Source organism: Clostridium sp. CF012 (genome assembly GCF_018861755.1).
Lineage (GTDB): Bacteria > Bacillota > Clostridia > Clostridiales > Clostridiaceae > Clostridium_AD.
On sequence record NZ_JAHLEF010000006.1, the window covers coordinates 109,765 to 126,696 of the forward strand.

At 32.2% G+C, this 16,932-nt stretch carries 15 protein-coding genes and 1 riboswitch; of the genes, 2 read left to right on the forward strand and 13 right to left on the reverse strand.

Annotation, left to right across the window (positions count from 1 at the left end):
• Positions 1-61: 61 nt before the first annotated feature.
• The 4 genes from KPL50_RS08070 to KPL50_RS08085 form a co-directional block, all read right to left on the reverse strand.
• On the reverse strand, positions 62-280 hold the full coding sequence (locus KPL50_RS08070) for a DUF1450 domain-containing protein (protein ID WP_216297952.1): 219 nt from the start codon (positions 278-280) through the stop codon (positions 62-64).
• Positions 281-444: 164 nt separating this feature from the next.
• Complete coding sequence (locus tag KPL50_RS08075) at positions 445-1,785, reverse strand: cobyrinate a,c-diamide synthase (RefSeq protein WP_216297953.1); 1,341 nt, start codon at positions 1,783-1,785, stop codon at positions 445-447.
• Between the two features lie 85 nt (positions 1,786-1,870).
• The gene (locus KPL50_RS08080; protein ID WP_216297954.1) at positions 1,871-2,983 is read right to left on the reverse strand and encodes a histidinol-phosphate transaminase; all 1,113 of its coding nucleotides are present in this window, start codon (positions 2,981-2,983) and stop codon (positions 1,871-1,873) included.
• A gap of 157 nt (positions 2,984-3,140) precedes the next feature.
• Positions 3,141-3,274: riboswitch (cobalamin riboswitch) on the reverse strand.
• Between the two features lie 239 nt (positions 3,275-3,513).
• A complete protein-coding gene (locus KPL50_RS08085; protein ID WP_216297955.1) occupies positions 3,514-5,064 on the reverse strand; it encodes a transposase in 1,551 nt (516 codons plus the stop codon).
• A 297-nt stretch (positions 5,065-5,361) separates the two neighbouring features.
• On the opposite strand from KPL50_RS08085, the gene KPL50_RS08090 reads away from it, so the two are divergent.
• Positions 5,362-6,285 (forward strand): transposase, encoded by a 924-nt coding sequence (locus KPL50_RS08090; RefSeq protein ID WP_216297956.1) that lies wholly within the window; start codon positions 5,362-5,364, stop codon positions 6,283-6,285.
• Positions 6,286-6,457: 172 nt separating this feature from the next.
• Here KPL50_RS08090 and cobS read toward each other — a convergent pair whose 3' ends face one another.
• From cobS to KPL50_RS08110, 4 genes are all read right to left on the reverse strand, one after another.
• Positions 6,458-7,210, reverse strand: coding sequence for an adenosylcobinamide-GDP ribazoletransferase (cobS, locus tag KPL50_RS08095; protein ID WP_216297957.1), 753 nt, complete (start codon positions 7,208-7,210; stop codon positions 6,458-6,460).
• 70 nt (positions 7,211-7,280) lie between these two features.
• Positions 7,281-7,871 (reverse strand): alpha-ribazole phosphatase, encoded by a 591-nt coding sequence (cobC, locus tag KPL50_RS08100; protein WP_216297958.1) that lies wholly within the window; start codon positions 7,869-7,871, stop codon positions 7,281-7,283.
• Positions 7,872-7,888: 17 nt separating this feature from the next.
• Positions 7,889-8,971 (reverse strand): nicotinate-nucleotide--dimethylbenzimidazole phosphoribosyltransferase, encoded by a 1,083-nt coding sequence (gene cobT, locus KPL50_RS08105; protein ID WP_216297959.1) that lies wholly within the window; start codon positions 8,969-8,971, stop codon positions 7,889-7,891.
• A 230-nt stretch (positions 8,972-9,201) separates the two neighbouring features.
• The gene (locus tag KPL50_RS08110) at positions 9,202-9,462 is read right to left on the reverse strand and encodes a DUF3892 domain-containing protein (protein WP_253200516.1); all 261 of its coding nucleotides are present in this window, start codon (positions 9,460-9,462) and stop codon (positions 9,202-9,204) included.
• A 332-nt stretch (positions 9,463-9,794) separates the two neighbouring features.
• Between KPL50_RS08110 and KPL50_RS08115 the strand changes: the two genes are divergently transcribed.
• Positions 9,795-10,574 carry a nitroreductase family protein gene (locus KPL50_RS08115; protein WP_216297961.1) on the forward strand — a complete coding sequence of 260 codons (780 nt, stop codon included), beginning with the start codon at positions 9,795-9,797 and terminating at the stop codon, positions 10,572-10,574.
• An 84-nt stretch (positions 10,575-10,658) separates the two neighbouring features.
• Here the strand turns inward: KPL50_RS08115 and rpsA are convergent, their stop codons facing one another.
• The 5 genes from rpsA to KPL50_RS08140 all read right to left on the reverse strand — a co-directional run bounded on the left by rpsA (position 10,659) and on the right by KPL50_RS08140 (position 16,839).
• Positions 10,659-11,654 carry a 30S ribosomal protein S1 gene (gene rpsA / locus KPL50_RS08120; protein ID WP_216297962.1) on the reverse strand — a complete coding sequence of 332 codons (996 nt, stop codon included), beginning with the start codon at positions 11,652-11,654 and terminating at the stop codon, positions 10,659-10,661.
• Between the two features lie 459 nt (positions 11,655-12,113).
• Positions 12,114-13,052: an ABC transporter permease gene (locus KPL50_RS08125; RefSeq protein WP_216297963.1), complete on the reverse strand. Its 939-nt coding sequence runs from the start codon at positions 13,050-13,052 to the stop codon at positions 12,114-12,116.
• A 2-nt stretch (positions 13,053-13,054) separates the two neighbouring features.
• On the reverse strand, positions 13,055-14,158 hold the full coding sequence (locus KPL50_RS08130) for an ABC transporter permease (protein ID WP_216297964.1): 1,104 nt from the start codon (positions 14,156-14,158) through the stop codon (positions 13,055-13,057).
• A complete protein-coding gene (locus tag KPL50_RS08135) occupies positions 14,159-15,676 on the reverse strand; it encodes an ABC transporter ATP-binding protein (RefSeq protein ID WP_216297965.1) in 1,518 nt (505 codons plus the stop codon). It abuts the gene before it with no gap.
• A 56-nt stretch (positions 15,677-15,732) separates the two neighbouring features.
• Positions 15,733-16,839: a BMP family ABC transporter substrate-binding protein gene (locus KPL50_RS08140; RefSeq protein WP_216297966.1), complete on the reverse strand. Its 1,107-nt coding sequence runs from the start codon at positions 16,837-16,839 to the stop codon at positions 15,733-15,735.
• Positions 16,840-16,932 lie beyond the last annotated feature (93 nt).

Sequence of the window (16,932 nt, forward strand, 5' to 3'; positions counted from 1 at the left end):
GCACATAAAAATAACCCACTTTAGCATCTATAACTCTAAAGTGGGTTATTAAAAGAAAATCCTATTCTAACTCCATATACTCTCCTATAATATCTAATAAATCTTCACAATCTTCTGCCTCAATTAATTTCCCGTTTATCCTAGCAATTAAAGTATTTCCGCATTTATCACAGGCCCCTATACATTTATTTATACTAACTGTACATTCTGGGTACTGATTTCTAACGGCTTCAATAACCTCTTCTATTCCTTCATTGTGCTTACAAAAACTAATCTTCATTTGTTCAATCTCCCTCTGCCTGTTATACTAGCTCTAATTATTATCTTCTAAGGTATTGTACCAAACAATTTGAATAAAAGGAATAAGTGTTGGGGACAGTTAACAACTAATTTAAGTATTCCTATTCAACTTCTTGTGAAACTATAATTAATTCACTACTGCCACTATTTAGATATCTCCCTAAACCATTGTAAATTTCCAAAAAAGTGTACATGTCCATATGCTGCTATAGTGTTTTTTAGAATATATCCACATTTCCAATTCTTCAGGTTTCCATCATATACCTGTTTAGAAAGTTTAAATACCTTTTCTTCCTCGAGCTCAACAATGGATTTATGAAACTCATGACAGTTTATACTCATGTTTTTGGATAGAATATTATTTTCTACCTCTACCTTGATTTCTGCATATCCAAAATTCTGAAGTGTTTTTGTTAAGGTATAATATCCATTAAAAAAGCCAACTGAATTATGTGATATTTGTTCTTCCTCTCTGAGATTTTCTCCTTGAGGTTTTTCTCCCTGCGTGAGGTACATTAATCCTCCACATTCCGCATAACAACGTAGTCCATTGTTGAGCGCTCTTTTTATACTATCCAGCATAGATGTGTTTTGGGACAACTCCTTTATAAATACCTCAGGGTATCCTCCGCCTATATAAAGGAAATCAATATTACTTGGCAGCGATCTATCCTCAAGTGGACTAAAGTATATTACTTCTCCCAGTTCCTCTAAAAGCTCTAAATTTTCTTTATAATAAAAACTAAAGGCTTTATCATAGGCCACAGCTATTTTTTTTCCCTTATTCTCCACATGAAAATTATCTACATACTTTTCACTTTCTTTAAATCCATCTAACAATAAATCCATATCCAAATGCTTTTCTAATAACTGGGCACATATTTCAATTTTTTCTTCTAAATCCTCTACTTCACTGCTTTGAATTAACCCTAAATGCCTACTTTTTAAGTCTAATCTCTCATCTCTCGGAAGATAACCTAATACCTTCAAATTACAGTTTTCATTAATAGCAGCTTTAAGTAAATTAAAATAACCTTCTGTTATATTGTTTAGTATTACGCCCTTTATATTAGCAGCTTTAAAATTCACTATTCCATTTATTTCTGCGCAAAGAGTTGCTACCTGAGCCTTTGGTGACAATACAAGTATAATAGGCAAGTCTAAAACCTTTGATATGTGATAAGTAGAATAGGATGTATCTATACCTTTTCCATCATACAAACCCATAACGCCTTCAACTACACCTAAGTCCCCCTCTCCTCTAGAAAAGCTAGCCTTAACTCCCGCATCACCCATAAGATATAAATCTAAATTTCTCGAAGCACTACCCGTTATCTTTGTATGAAAAGCTGGGTCTATATAATCAGGCCCTACTTTATATCCTTGTACCTTAAATCCTCTATTTTTTAGTGCTTTCATAATTCCCAGCGTCACTGTGGTTTTACCTCCACCACTGCAATTTGAAGCTATAACTATACTCTTCATTTTTACTACCCACATCCTTTAGTTCAAATAATTGTTACCTGTCCCCGTGTTTCAGCAGCAGTAAATGTTACCTGTCCCTACTTAATTAAACTTTATTTCTTAAACTTTCTAGCATTGCTATCAGTTTTTCATTACTACGCCTATCCTTAATAGCCAGCCTTATATACTGTTTATCAAGCCCTCTAAAGTTATCTGCTTTTCTTATGACAAAGCCTTGCTCTAGGCAAATCTTATATAACTCCTCTGAGTCTAGTCCACTTTCAAAGGCTAGTCCTTTTAACTTGCAAAGCACATAATTTCCATGGGTTAAAAATACTTTTTCTATAAAACAAATACTTTTCAATGCTTTTAGGAACCTAGGTCTTTCATCTCTTATCCACTCTTTGCTTCTTTCAATGTATTCACTATCCTTTAATACATGATGTGCTGCAACTTCTGCAAAGCAATTTATGTTCCAAGGGTTTTGTTTCTCTTTAATATTTTTTATTAAAGCGGCATTACTACTTATTCCATACCCAAACCTTATACCGGGCATTGCAAAAAATTTGGTTAAAGCTCTTATTATAAATAGGCACTTGTACTTTTTAACCTCCTCTACAAAACTGTCCTGCGAGTCTCCCGTAAATTCAATAAAAGCCTCATCTATTATTATAACTTTATTATTACTCTCACAATATTCAAGAATTTTTTGAAACTCTCCTCTATCAATGATATTGCCATTAGGATTATTGGGATTACCTAAAACCATGGCTTCTACCTTTTGTAATTTATTTAAAATATCTCCATAATCATAGGAAAGTTGAGCATATTCATTCTTTAATGTGTCCTTGTAATTAAGATCCTCTTTCAAGTATGAATACTCTATATCACACCCCCATTTTTTAGCATCAATTTCATACTCTACAAAAGATGGCACAACAATCAGTAAACTTTTATGACAAGCTATGACTAAGTCAATTATTTCTGCAGCTCCATTACCTAAAACAAAATACTCTGAGCTGCAATCAATGTATTCTTTCAAACCTTTTAAAACACCCCTATATTGAATATCTGGATATCTCGTCAAAGCAATTACTGCTTCATTAATGTTATCAATGAAGCTTTTAGGAACCCCTAATGGATTTATATTAGAACTATAATCTACTAACTCTCGTCCCTTAAGTAATCCATCAGTATAAACATCTCCACCATGTATCATTAAATACCTTCCCTTCTAACTTTTCAGAAGTCCCCGGGCTCCCTTTATCTACTATATTTTTAAAGCACAAAAAAAGTAGTAAGCTTAAGATAGCGACTACTTTTTAATTAATCCATATTTAAATTAACTATATTAAAAAGCTATTTCCCTCCGAAATCTTTGTTAACATCATTTAGGCAGGTCTCCTGGCTTTTGAAGAGTTATCCTCAATTACAGTAGCGGGGGCTGCTGCGGATTTAAACCGCATTCCCTTTTCACCTATTAAAAGGCACCTAAAATTCTATTCTATTTTAGCTATAGTTTATTATAATTAAGCCATACTGTCAATCTGAATCTCACATGACTGAAGTCACGTGGTTCTTATCTCTTTAAACTTCCATAATACTCTCATTTATAGGAATTGTATTTCTTCTATATCTTACAATATATTATGACTCATCTAATTATAATAAGACTTTTACTACCAAAGACTACATTTAGCCCATTAACGATAGCATAATGGCTCGGTTCAAAACCATATTTATTTATATTTATACACCCATACTGGCTATTAATTTATTACCACTTTCTTTTAATGTTCTAAGTCTATTTATTTCTCTATCATGTAATTGCTTGAAATTATCATAACTCCCAAAACATAATTTCCTATTAATGCTTTCTAAATCATTGCTGACATTCATTATTAAAAATGCAGAGTAACAGTCTCTTTGAATTCCAGTAGAAACATCCCATCTATCCTTCAATTCTTTTTTTATGTATTCATCAGTAAAATGATTATACATACTGGCCTTCACTTTATGTGTATTTATTTTTAATATTTCCAGTTCATTATATTTAAGTTTTCTATTAATTATCTCTATTAATTTAGAAGGTGCCTTATTTTCTAAAGACTTCCCAAATCTTTTTTTCTTATTAAACTTACCAGTCCTCGCATTAATTGTGTTTTTTTTACTTCTTTTTTGCAATCCTTTATAACTCATTGTTTCAACTAGGATTCTATCACCTAATGAAATTATATAATTTGCTAACTTTTCATGAGATTGTTTTCTAATATCAGTTTGTTTCCTCTGAATATCACTTAATTCCATTTGAGTTCTAATATATTTATTAGACTTAACCCATGTTAATTTCTCTTTCTTTTTATTAATCATAATACCAAATTTGATAGTTCCATCATTATTATAATTATTAGGATTATTAACACGTCTTTGTCTATCTAATTTTCTTGACAATTTAGTTTTTATACCCTGAATATTATTAATTTCAGGACATAATTCTAATAATTTAACATCATACTTACTAGATATTGCAATTGTTTGAGTTCCTATATCTATTCCAACATTACCACGTCCAACACTTCTTTTTATATCACCAGTTTCTTTATTATACTTTACTGGTGGTATACCTTCCATTATTAATTGCACATAGTACTTATACTTACCATTAGCAAATTTTCCCAATAATCTACAATATTTAATTTTATCTTGAATAGCTTTTTGAGCATAAAAATCATTAGATTTTATAATTACTGGAATCTTTAATCCGTTCCATTTAATAATTCCGTCTCTATAAGTTATCCCACTTTTATTCCATTTACCTTCAACACTTTTTAATTCATCATATCTAATAAAATTAACCTTTTGCGCATCCTTAAATATTAATTTTTCTAAAGCTTTCCACGCCCTACTTGCTAATGCTTGAGCAGATTTATTATCTATATTTTTATTAAACGGTTTATACATTGGTGTCATTTTATTTATAAGTGAATATTCATTAATGCCATATTCTCCTAATAAATCAGTTAACTCTTTGTATTTTTCTTTTCTTAGTTCATCATTTATTTTAGATTTTTTACTCTCTTCATCTTTAAAATATAATTTATTGATTTCTACTAATTCTTTTCTTAGTTTTTTGTATACCTTTAATTCGCTTAAAGCATTAAATTTCTTTAACCCTAGTCCTAAAATAGCATTGTAAAGTTTTCTACATATTTCAAATCTTTTATTTAAGATTATCTCCTCTCTATTATTTGTATCTAAACTAAGAGTTAAAACATAATTAGGAGTTGTTTTTTTTGCCAATGAATATTCACCTCGCTTTCTACCATTATTATGTCCTACATATGCATTTATTATAGCAAAAATAATTCGAACTTATATTCTATTTGTAAATTGTGAAAATATTTTTACTATCGTAAAGAACCACTAACTCACGACTGAAGTCACGAGTGTGCGTGCTTCAGTTATCAATAAATCCTTGAAAATCTTTGGGGACGGTTAAGAAAATCTTTGGGGACGGTTAACAACTTTTTAAACTATGTTTATTTTCACCAGATAAAGGCAATAATATAAAAAAAATTGTTTGGAGTGGTGATTTTTATGGCAAGAAAGGCAAGATTAAAATCAGATGACGCTATATATCATATTATGTGTAAAAGTATCAGTGAAGTAGATTTATTCAGGGATGATGAGGATAAGAAAAAGTATTTATCCCTTGTAAAGAAATATAAAGATCTCTATCATGTTAAAATTTACGGGTACTGTCTTATGGATAACCATTCACATCTATTGGTCGATGCTAATGGTGCAGATATATCCAGAGTCATGCATGGAATAAATTTTTCTTATGCGATGTACTTTAATAAGAAGTATAAACGTGATGGCCACCTTTTTAAAGACAGGTTCAAAAGCATAATAGTTGATAATGATAGATATTTGAGGACTGTATCCCTATATATACATAATAATCCTACAGATATAAGTAAATTTAAAGATTGCCCTGAAAAATATGCCTTTTCGAGTTTAGGAATTTATGTAGGAAAAACGCGCGATCATTTCAATATAGTTGATTACGGATTTATCATTAGCTTTTTTGGCAATAACCTTGAATCCGCAAGGAAACATTATTATAGCCTTGTTTTTGGATGCACCAACGAAAAATTAAAAGAAGAATTTGAATTTAAAGTTGAAAAGACAAAGTATAGCAGTGAACGGAAAATACTTGTAAGAAATTTTAAGTCTGAAGAAATAATGGAATTTATAGCAAATAAAATGAATATATCAAAGCTTCAACTTCATATGAAGTACAGTAGAAAGCTTGTAGAAGCAAGAGCATTAACAGTTGTTTTAATGAGGAGTATCTGCAATTTTAAATCAAGCGATATATCCAGGGTGCTTGGAAACATTACACCGGCTAGGGTCTCAAAATTAAGCACTATTGGTATAGATTTAATTGGTACTGACAAAAAATACGAGGATATCATTGAGGAATTTATTAAATGTCATTTCAATACAAGCGTCTAAAAATATAATATCTTACTATGCTATACCATAAAAATGATGAAAATGAATACTGAAAATATCATTAAACTATATTTGGTACAAGGCTTCATAAAAACCTTGTACCAAATATAGTTTAATTGATTGTTAACCGTCCCCAACTTGCCTAATTGATTGTTAACCGTCCCCGGCTTGCTTAACTCATAGCTACAAACAAAATCATAATTAAAATTTCAACTAACTCGTTATTGGCCCCTAAACTATCTCCTGTAAGTCCCGTGATTTTGCTTTCACAAAACTTATTAAACAAGAAACTTAAAAGGAGCCCTGAAACTATTAATATAGCACCTTTATTAAACCCTATTAATAAAGTCCCAAGTATAATAGTTGTAATACCTGTAATAACAATCCTTTTAACATCTATATTACCAATAAATATATTACCTGAGCCCTTTTCTTTAGCATTTTTTCCGATAAAAGATATAAACACCACAGTAAATCTTGCAATGATTGGCGTAGCAATTAGTATAAGTGGTAAATTTAATTCTATTATACTAAATACCGCTGCATACCTTACTAACATATCAAATACTATAGCAATACTGGCATAAGTACCTACTCTACTATCCTTCATAACTTCTATTATTTTGTCTTTATCACCTTTTAAGGAAAAGAAACCATCACAGGTATCCCCAAGTCCATCTACATGTAATCCACCAGTAATAACTATTGGTATAATAACTACAAACACAGCTGTAATATTTATAGGCAACACTTTTATTAATAAATAATAAACTAACCACTGGACAACCCCAATAAATAATCCTACTACGGGAAAAAATATAGACCCGCGCCTAAAGTTTTCTTTTTCACACTTCAAATTTTTATTTATAGGTATACGTGTAAAAAACTGAAAAAACAGTAAAAAATCATTTAAATATTCTTTCATATCATTTGCTTGCAAAGACTTACCCTTGCAAACTCCACCTCTTTCCTAATTATGCATTTTGCGTTATGTGTTATGCATTATGATTAATGGCATCAATATATAAATTACCATATTCATATTTTATAACGCTTATGTCACCATTTTTACAACCAAATTTCCAAAACAAATCTATGTTCTCGTTCATAACATAACAATATATAGCTCTTATGACTCCAGAATGAGTGCAAATCAAAATATTATCACATTCCAACTTTTTAATATCCTCCATAAAACCCTTAACTCTTTCACATAGCTCAATATAGCTTTCACCGCTAGGAGGCACAAATTCCATCCAATTATTTTGCCAAGAAACACATTCCTTAGGATAACGCGTCTTAATTTCCTCATAGGTTTTACCTTCAAAATCTCCAAAATTAGTCTCATTTATCCTATTATCCTGTATAACCTGAATTTCCACTTGTCCTAAAACTAGATTTGCCATTTCTCTGGTTCTTTTTTTATCACTAACATATACTCTATCTAGTTTTATATCATTAAAGAAAGCATTAGCTTTATTGCCTTGGCTTATCCCAATTTCATTTAGGCTTATATCCAAATTACCATAATAAGAACCTCTTCTATTTTCTTCAGTCTGACCATGCCTTAGCAAATAAATATTCATAATTTCTCTCCTAAATCTTACCCTACGGTATTATCCCTTATATCTATGTACTTTTTGCTATCTAAGGTTGCCTCTTCAAATGTTCCCATATTATCCATTGTGAATAGTGCCGCCTCAATTATATTAAAAGCAAGAGGACACCCTGAGCCTTCTCCCAGTCTCATATTCAAATTTAGCATAGGTGCAAGTCCTATTTCCTTCATTATAAACGCTGCTCCCGGTTCCGCAGATAAGTGAGATGCAAATATATATTCCTTCACTAAGGGATTTAATTTATAAGCACACAGAGCTGCGGCGGACGCTATAAAACCATCAATAACAATAGGCACTCTATTTTTAGCTGCTGATAGAAAGCAACCACATAGTCCTGCAATATCGAAGCCTCCAACTTTTGAAAGTACATCAATAATATCATTTTTATCTGGTTTATTTATTTCAATAGCCTTTTTAACTACTCTTTTTTTATTAATAAATTGCTCCTCAGTAATTCCCGAGCCTTTACCTACTGACATCTCTACTTCCAGACCTGATAAAACACTTAGAATTGCTGCACTTGTGGCAGTATTTCCTACACCCATTTCCCCTGTTCCAAACAAATCGTAGCCTTTACGCGCCAAATCGTCAATTGTTTCTATACCAACTTCTATAGCTTTAATAGTTTGCTGCCTAGTCATCGCGGGCCCTTTCATCATATTCATGGTGCCGTATGCAATTTTTCTATTTATAATTTTAGGATTATCAAAATCCGCATCAACCCCTACATCTACAACTGTAATATCACTCCCAACAAATTTTGATAAAACATATACACCGGTAATTTTTTTAGTAAAATTATTAGTAACTGTAGCCGTTACACTTTTAGGGCAATTAGACACGCCCTCTTCTACAACTCCATTATCACTGCACATTATAACCACATTCTTTTTATTAATCACATTATGTATCTCTCCAGTAATGCCTGCCATCTTCGCTATAATATTTTCTATTTCGCCAAGACTTCCTATAGGTTTTGTTAAACTATCAAGTCTATCCCAGGCCTTTTTCATAGCTTCCTTGTTTGCTGGTTCAATAGACTGCAAAGTATTTTTTAGAATTTTCATTTGTATTCCCCCTGTTCTGATCTAAGTCTATCCCATAATTTTAACACATAAACCTTAACGAGTGTTCATTAGTTGCATTAGTTTTATTACTTATTAACCGTCCCCATTGAAACAACACTGAACCAATAATCTTAAAACATTAATATTAAAAGGTTCATTATTTGTTAACCGTCCCCACTAAACTTACCCACTAAGTTAAAAAAACAGGGACAAATTAATGCCCCTGTCTCTTAATATATTTCGTTATCGTCTATAACTGGTAAACTATCTAAATTATTTGCTTTATCTCCATCAGGTAAACTTCTTAAGAAATCTTCACCTTTTTTTGAAGTTGATATAGAAACTCCACCGATATTCCCTTGCTTAGCCAAAATGACTGCTTGTTCTTTTGAAACTATATCTCCATTTTCAAATTCATAAGCTGTTATTTCTCCACTATTGTCCTTAACTACTCTACTAATCATATGAGCTGAGTTTTCTCTTTTATTCATAATTACACTACCTCTCTTAATTAAACACATAAAACATGTGCTCTTATTTTAGATACCCCAACAATGTAAATAGATTAAAAATAAAGTAAAGTATCTTCCTATACAGTTTTACCAAATATCTAATTATTTATGAAAAATATTTCTATAATTATTTATCAATAATACCAAGAGATTATTGCAAATTATTCCCACTTCGTTGTATACTATTTCTTGTTAGCAGCATTATTATATTTGACCGCATAAACTCTGAGCCAGGAGAATATAGACCTTGAATTTTAATCACATATTATCCTATATTAGTCTAAAATAAAAATTAAATGGAGGCAATTATTATGATAGAAGCTATAAAATCAAGAAAATCAATAAGAAATTATAAAGAGGAAAGTGTTTCCGCAGAAGATTTGCATAAGATTAAAACTATTATAAATGATGCTGAACCCTTATTTAACAATATACCTATGGAAGTATTACTAATTGAAGATGGTGAAAAAATCAAGGCTACTTTTAAGGGCCTTATGGATAAATATACAAAAGTTAAAGCTCCTCATTATTTAGCCTTTACTTCTGAAATTGTGGAAGGTCATTTGGAGAATATAGGCTTCATGGGTGAGGAAATAGTTCTTAAACTAACACAGCTCGGAATTGGAACTTGTTGGGTAGGCAGTGCAATTAAGCAGGAAATTTTCAAGAATATAGTCAAAGTACAGGATAAACAAACATATATAATTTTAGTTGCCTTTGGATACCCAGTTGAAGAATTAAAACCAGTGACAACTAGAAAGAGATTAGATAAAAACAAAGTAGTTAACGGCGTTTATGAAAACCAATATGAGCCTATAATACAATCATTTATAGATGCTCCCTCTGCCGCTAATTCTCAGCCTTGGAAATTATATATTGAAGATAATAAATTTGACTTATATTTAGAAAACAGAAATATTTTAATGAAGAAAATGCTTAAAGACATGAACCATATAGATATGGGTATAGGACTTAGTCATTTATATAATTCAGCAATTGAGCTAGGATACGCGGTTGAAGTAAAACCGACTCCTCATAGTGAATTAAACAATTCTATTTATATTATAAGTGCTATTTTAAATAAGGGTTAAGTAAAATTTTACCCTACTTAAATACTATGAGGCAAAACAATTAACAATTGTTTTGCCTCATAGTTTTACTAGAATATATAGTTTTTATTCGAATTTAAAATCCTTAAATTTATCTTTTAATATATCTCCTAAAGTTAAGCCTTGCTCTTCCCCATTATATTTTGAAAGATCGCCATAACTTTTATCTAATGCTTCTTTTATGCTTAAGCTTATTCTCTTATCTTTTTCATTTATATCACCAATTTTAACTTTTACAACATCTCCAACTTTTAATACATCAGAAACCTTTTCTATACGATCTTCTGATATTTCTGATAAATGAACAAGTCCATCTATACCTGAAGGTAATTGAACAAAAGCACCAAACTCCATTATTCTTACTACAGTTCCCTCTACTATATCATTAGTTTTATATGTGCTTGATATATTATTCCAAGGGTTTCCTGCTGCTGCTTTAAGTCCTAGAGATATTCTTCCTTTTTCTCTATCAAGGTCTAAAATACGAACTTCTAATTCCTGTCCAACTGATACTACCTCTGCTGGATCTTGAACTCTTTTCCATGATAATTCTGAAATGTGAATAAGTCCATCAACGCCACCTAAATCTACAAAAGCACCAAATTTAGCAAGTCTTGTTACAACGCCTTTTTTCATATCGCCTTTTTTAAGCTCATCCCATACTAAATTTCCTTTAGCTTCGTTTTCTTCTTTTTCTATAACTTTTCTAGATAATACTAACTTCTTATTTTCTTTTTCTAACTCGATTATTTTAACTTCCATAGTTTTTCCTTTGAAATCTTGTAAATTTTCTATATAGGCACTTGACATTTGTGAAGCAGGTATAAATGCTCTAATTCCTTCTACCTCAGCTGTAGCTCCACCTTTTACTATTTCATTAATTGTTATTTCTAAAGTTTTATTTTGGTCTAAAATTTCTTGCAATTTATCCCATATTTCAACGTTGTCCTCACTGTTAACTTGAACCATAGATTCATCGATACTGCCCATTACGTCTTTCATTGTTACTTCTTCGTTATTTTCTTCTGTTATATTATCTGTTGTTAAATTTTCCGTTGTCATATAATACACTCCTTCTATTAAATAATTATTATTAAAACTATCCTTGAATTATTATATAGATTATTATAACTTAATATTTTATTCTATATACTCATTCAAATCCTGCTTATTTTGATGATTTCATAGAATGACCATAAAATCAGTTTTGTTTATCTGATTTTCTCATCATTGCTACCATTTAAATATCACACTATCCATTATACACAAAAAAATCATAAAATACAAAGTTGTTTTAAAATAGTTGGGGAAATTCTCGGGGATCCTTGGGGACAGTTAACAACTATTTGAACTATTTGCATTTAAAAATACATTAATTGTTAACTGTCCCCCCAGCTCTCCCTACTCTCATGATTATAAAAGTACATTAATTGTTAACCGTCCCCAGGTTCCGTCATTCTTTAAAATCGCATTAGTTGTTAACCGTCCCTGCTGCCCAATTCCCATTGCCGCCACTGCCTCTTATCTTTCTTCCCTAAAATAGGCATTAGAAAGTCCAGCTGGGGGTGAATTTTTACTAGATTTATTCATGGAAACTATTACTAAAATTATTATTGTAACCACATAAGGTAGTAAATCAATAAGATATTGAGATACTGCAAAATTAGGTAGGCCCTGAAGTCTAAATCCTAATATGTCAAGACCACCAAATAGATATGCTCCTATAAGTGCTCTATGAGGTCTCCAAGTTGCAAAAATAACTAAGGCCACCGCTATCCATCCTCTGCCCGCTGTTACATTTTCCTGCCACGCTGGTACATAAACAAGAGATAGATATGCTCCACCAAGACCACAAAGAGCTCCACCTATTAACGTGTTAACATATTTATATAAAGTAACATTTATACTAGCTGCGTCAGCGGCTGCAGGGTTTTCTCCCACTGCCATGGTGTTTAGCCCCTTAGTTGTTTTATATAAATATATAAATAAAAGTAGACTTATAACATATCCAAGATATACAAACACATCTTGATTAAAAAATATATCACCTATAAAAGGTATATCTCCTATTATTGGAATTCTTTTAGGTACAAAAAAACTTTTAATTTTATCTGGAGTAACTTGCCCAATCAATTTTTTACCTACCATACTGGAAAAGCCTGTTCCAAATATAGTTAGTGTAAGGCCACATACAACTTGATTTGCTCTTAGGGTTATAGTTAAGAATGCATAAATCAGTGCTCCAAAGGCTCCTGCAATTGCTGCAGCTACCATGGCTATAATTGGACTCCCTGTACTTAACCCCGCCATAAATCCAATGACAGAGCCCATAAGCATCATACCTTCTACACCTAAATTAAGATTTCCTACTTTTTCAGTTAATATTTCACCTAAGGTAGCAAAAAGTAGAGGTGTACCAGCTACAACTGCAGCTGCTAAAAATGTTGTTATACTATTCATTTTTATTTACCTCCCTTTTCTGCTTTAATTTGTTCACTATCAATTTTAACCTTCATTTTCTTTTTATGAAAATTCACTTTATATCTAGTAAAGAATTCACTACCTAATACGAAAAATAGTATAACCGCTTGTATTAGTTGTGCCGCCGCTTGAGGTATTCCAAAGGCTGTTTGAATAAAGGAAGCTCCCTCTAAAAGCGCCGCAAAAAGTATAGCTACTATTACTATAATAGGCGCACTGAGTGCTGATAACCAAGCTATAATTATAGCTGTAAATCCAGCCCCGCCTGCCACTTCTGCAGTCAAGGTTCTACTTACCGCAGAAGCTTGAATTACACCGGCAATTCCACATAGAGCGCCACTTAAAAATATAGCTATATACATGGTTTTTCTAATTTTAATGCCTGCGTAAATGGCTGTCTTTTCACTTTCTCCTAGCACTGCAATTTCATAGCCTTTTTTAGTATATTTCATGAAAATATAAACTAAAATAACAAGTATAATTGCGATTACCCATCCCATATGTATACCAAAAACCTCTGGAAGCGTTGCATTTGGTGAAAAATTAGGTATTTTAGGGAAACCCATTGCCCTCTTATCCTTCCAAGGTCCATATTGTAAATATGTTATAAATTTTAAGGCTATGTAGTTTAGCATTAAGGTTACAATGGTTTCATTAGTTTTCCATCTCCCCTTAAGCAAGGCTGCAATTAATGCCCATAAGCCCCCGCCTAAAATCCCCGCGCAAAACATTATTAGCAGCAGTGGTAATTTATCCATATGAGGATATTTTAAAGCAAAAAAGCTAGCAGCAAACGCACCCATAACTATTTGTCCTTCTCCACCAATATTCCAAAATTGCATTTTAAAAGCTATAGATATTCCAAGCGAAGTTATAATCAGTGGTATCGCTTTAATAAGTGTCTGCTTAATACTATAAGAAGAGCCTAGACTACCCTTTATAAGTGCCGCATATACTTCTATAGGATTAAGTTTAATTAGGAGCAAAAACATGCCTAGTACCAAAAGGGATAGGAGTACTGCAATGCATCTAATTTTAAAATTATCAGTTTTACTGATTTCAGCTCTTTTAACAATTTGCATCATCTACACCTCCTCCTCAACTGTTTTCCCAACCATCATCATGCCAATTTTTTCTCTTGAGGCATCCACTGCAGAAACAATACCAGTTACCTCACCATGGCAAATTACCATGATCCTATCACATAATTGCATTAGTACATCCAAATCTTCTCCTATGAATAATACCGCCGTTCCTTTTTTCTTTTCTTCACTTATTAAATCATAAATTGTATAACAGGTATTAATATCTAGCCCTCTTACGGCATATGCCATAATAAGTATCTTTGGGTGCATGCTTAATTCTCTTCCCACTAATATTTTTTGAATATTACCACCGGATAAATATTTTATAGGATGATATATGTCTGGCGTCTTAATGTCAAACTTATCTACCATATTTCGAGCTTTGATTACGACTGGTTTTCTATCTATAAATAGTCCCTTTTGTTTATGATAATCCTTTAGTAAAAGGTTATCCACCATGTCCAACGACGCAACAAGGCCCATGCCTAATCTATCCTCTGGTATGAAGCTCATGCTTATACCTTTATTAATAATATCCCTAGGAGATTTCCCTACCAGATTCTCTCCTTCAAAAAATATTTCACCACTGGCGGCCTTTTCAATTCCTGCAATGGCTTCACATAATTCCTTCTGTCCACTACCAGCAATACCAGCAACGCCAAGAATTTCTCCTTGTCTTAGGGTAAAACTCATGCCTTTAATTATTTCTGCCTTTTCAGCATTTAATACTTTCAAATCTTTTACTTGTAGCAATATTTCTCCTGGCTCTTTATCCACACGATTTATAGATAAATCTGCCTTGCGTCCCATCATGAGTTCCGTTAAATCTTTTGGAGTTGTATTTTCTTTTTCCACAGTTTTTACAGCTTCACCTTTTCTTAAAACAGTAATCCTGTCACAAATCTCCATTACTTCATCCATTTTATGACTTATAAATATAATTGCGCACCCTTGCTCTTTCATCTTCTTCATTATTTTAAACAATTTGGCTGTTTCACTTTGTGTAAATACAGTAGTAGGCTCATCTAATACTAAAATGTCAGCACCTCTATACAGCACCTTCAATATTTCAAGGTTTTGCCTCTCTCCAACTGCCATATCACAAACATATTTATTTATATCTATTTCCAACTGAAATTTTTCACATATATCATTAATTTTTCTAATTTCTAACTTGTCCTTAAAAAATATGCCACTATTTTGACCCAATAATATATTTTGCTTAGCAGTCATTTCCTCAACTAATTTGAAATGTTGATAAATCATTCCTACTCCAGCTTTAATAGCATCCTTTGGGCAAGTGAAATCCATACTTTTCCCGTGAATAAAAATAGAACCGCTATCTGGAGTGTATACCCCAGATAACATGTTCATGAGTGTACTTTTGCCTGCCCCATTTTCACCTAGAAGTGCATGGATTTCTCCACCATGCACCGTTAGATTCATATTGTTATTAGCTACTACTTTCCCGAAGGTCTTACTAATATTTTCTATAAATACATAAGGGATTTTATCCATATTTAAATTCTCCGTTCCATATTTAAATTCTCAAACCTATATTTTCTAATCATATATTATTTTTCTATTTTCCCTTCTACTCCCTTAACAAACCAATTAAATTGAAGTAATTCCTCATCTGTCATCACTTTATCTTTTGCAACTTTAACCACTCCACTTTGATCCTTTAGCGGACCTTCAAATATTTTGTTTTCCCCACTCAGAATAGCTGCTTTACCTTTTTCTACGGCATCTTTTGCTCCAGTTGGTGCATTTTCAGTTAGTGGTGCAAGAGAAACTATTCCAGACTCTAAACCCTTCCAATAGCTTCCTGATTTCCAAGTACCTGCTTGAATAGCTTTTATTTGCTCAACATAATATGGTGTCCAATTCCAAACTGGTGATGTCATATATGCTTTAGGTGCTTTAGCCTTCATATCTGTATTATACCCAATAGCAGATATTCCTGCTTCTTCTGCTGCTTGTAGTGGTCCAGCAGTGTCTTGATGCTGAGTAATTACATCTACACCTTCTGCAATTAGTGCTTTTCCTGCTTCTTTTTCTCTAGCTGGGTCATACCAGGTATTAGTCCATTTTACTTTTACTACAGCTTCTGGTTTCACAGATTGTACCCCTAGAGCAAAAGCATTTATTCCTCTTATTACTTCTGGAATTGGATGAGCTGCTACATATCCAATTTTATTGGTTTTAGTCTTCATTCCAGCAACTTTACCTGAAAGATATCTCGCTTGGTATATTCGGCCAAAATAATTTGACATATTTTCTGAAGTTTTGTATCCAGATGCATGTAGATACTTAACTTCAGGATGTCTTGCAGCTGATGCTTCCATTCCGTCCATAAATCCAAAACTTGTTCCTACGATAACATTAGCGCCTTGATTAATCATTTCTTCGCATACCTTTTCTACTTCCGCTAAATCTTCTTTTACTGATTCTTTAGATAGCGTCTTTACCCCTAGCTGCTTTTCAAGCTCTTTTCTTGCTACATCATGAGAATATGTCCAACCCTCGTCTCCTACTGGTCCTACATATATAAATCCTACGGCTATTGCCTTTTTTTCACTAACCTTGGTCTCAACTTTTTTCTCGCTACTACATCCAACTAGCCCTAAAGATATAACAAAAGTAAAGGCTATTAATAAACTGCTTATTTTTTTCTTCATTATAATTCCCCCTCTATTCTTCTTTGATAAAAATAGTTGGGGACGGTTAACAACTTTTTGACATTTAAATGGGGACAATTAATAATTCTTTGA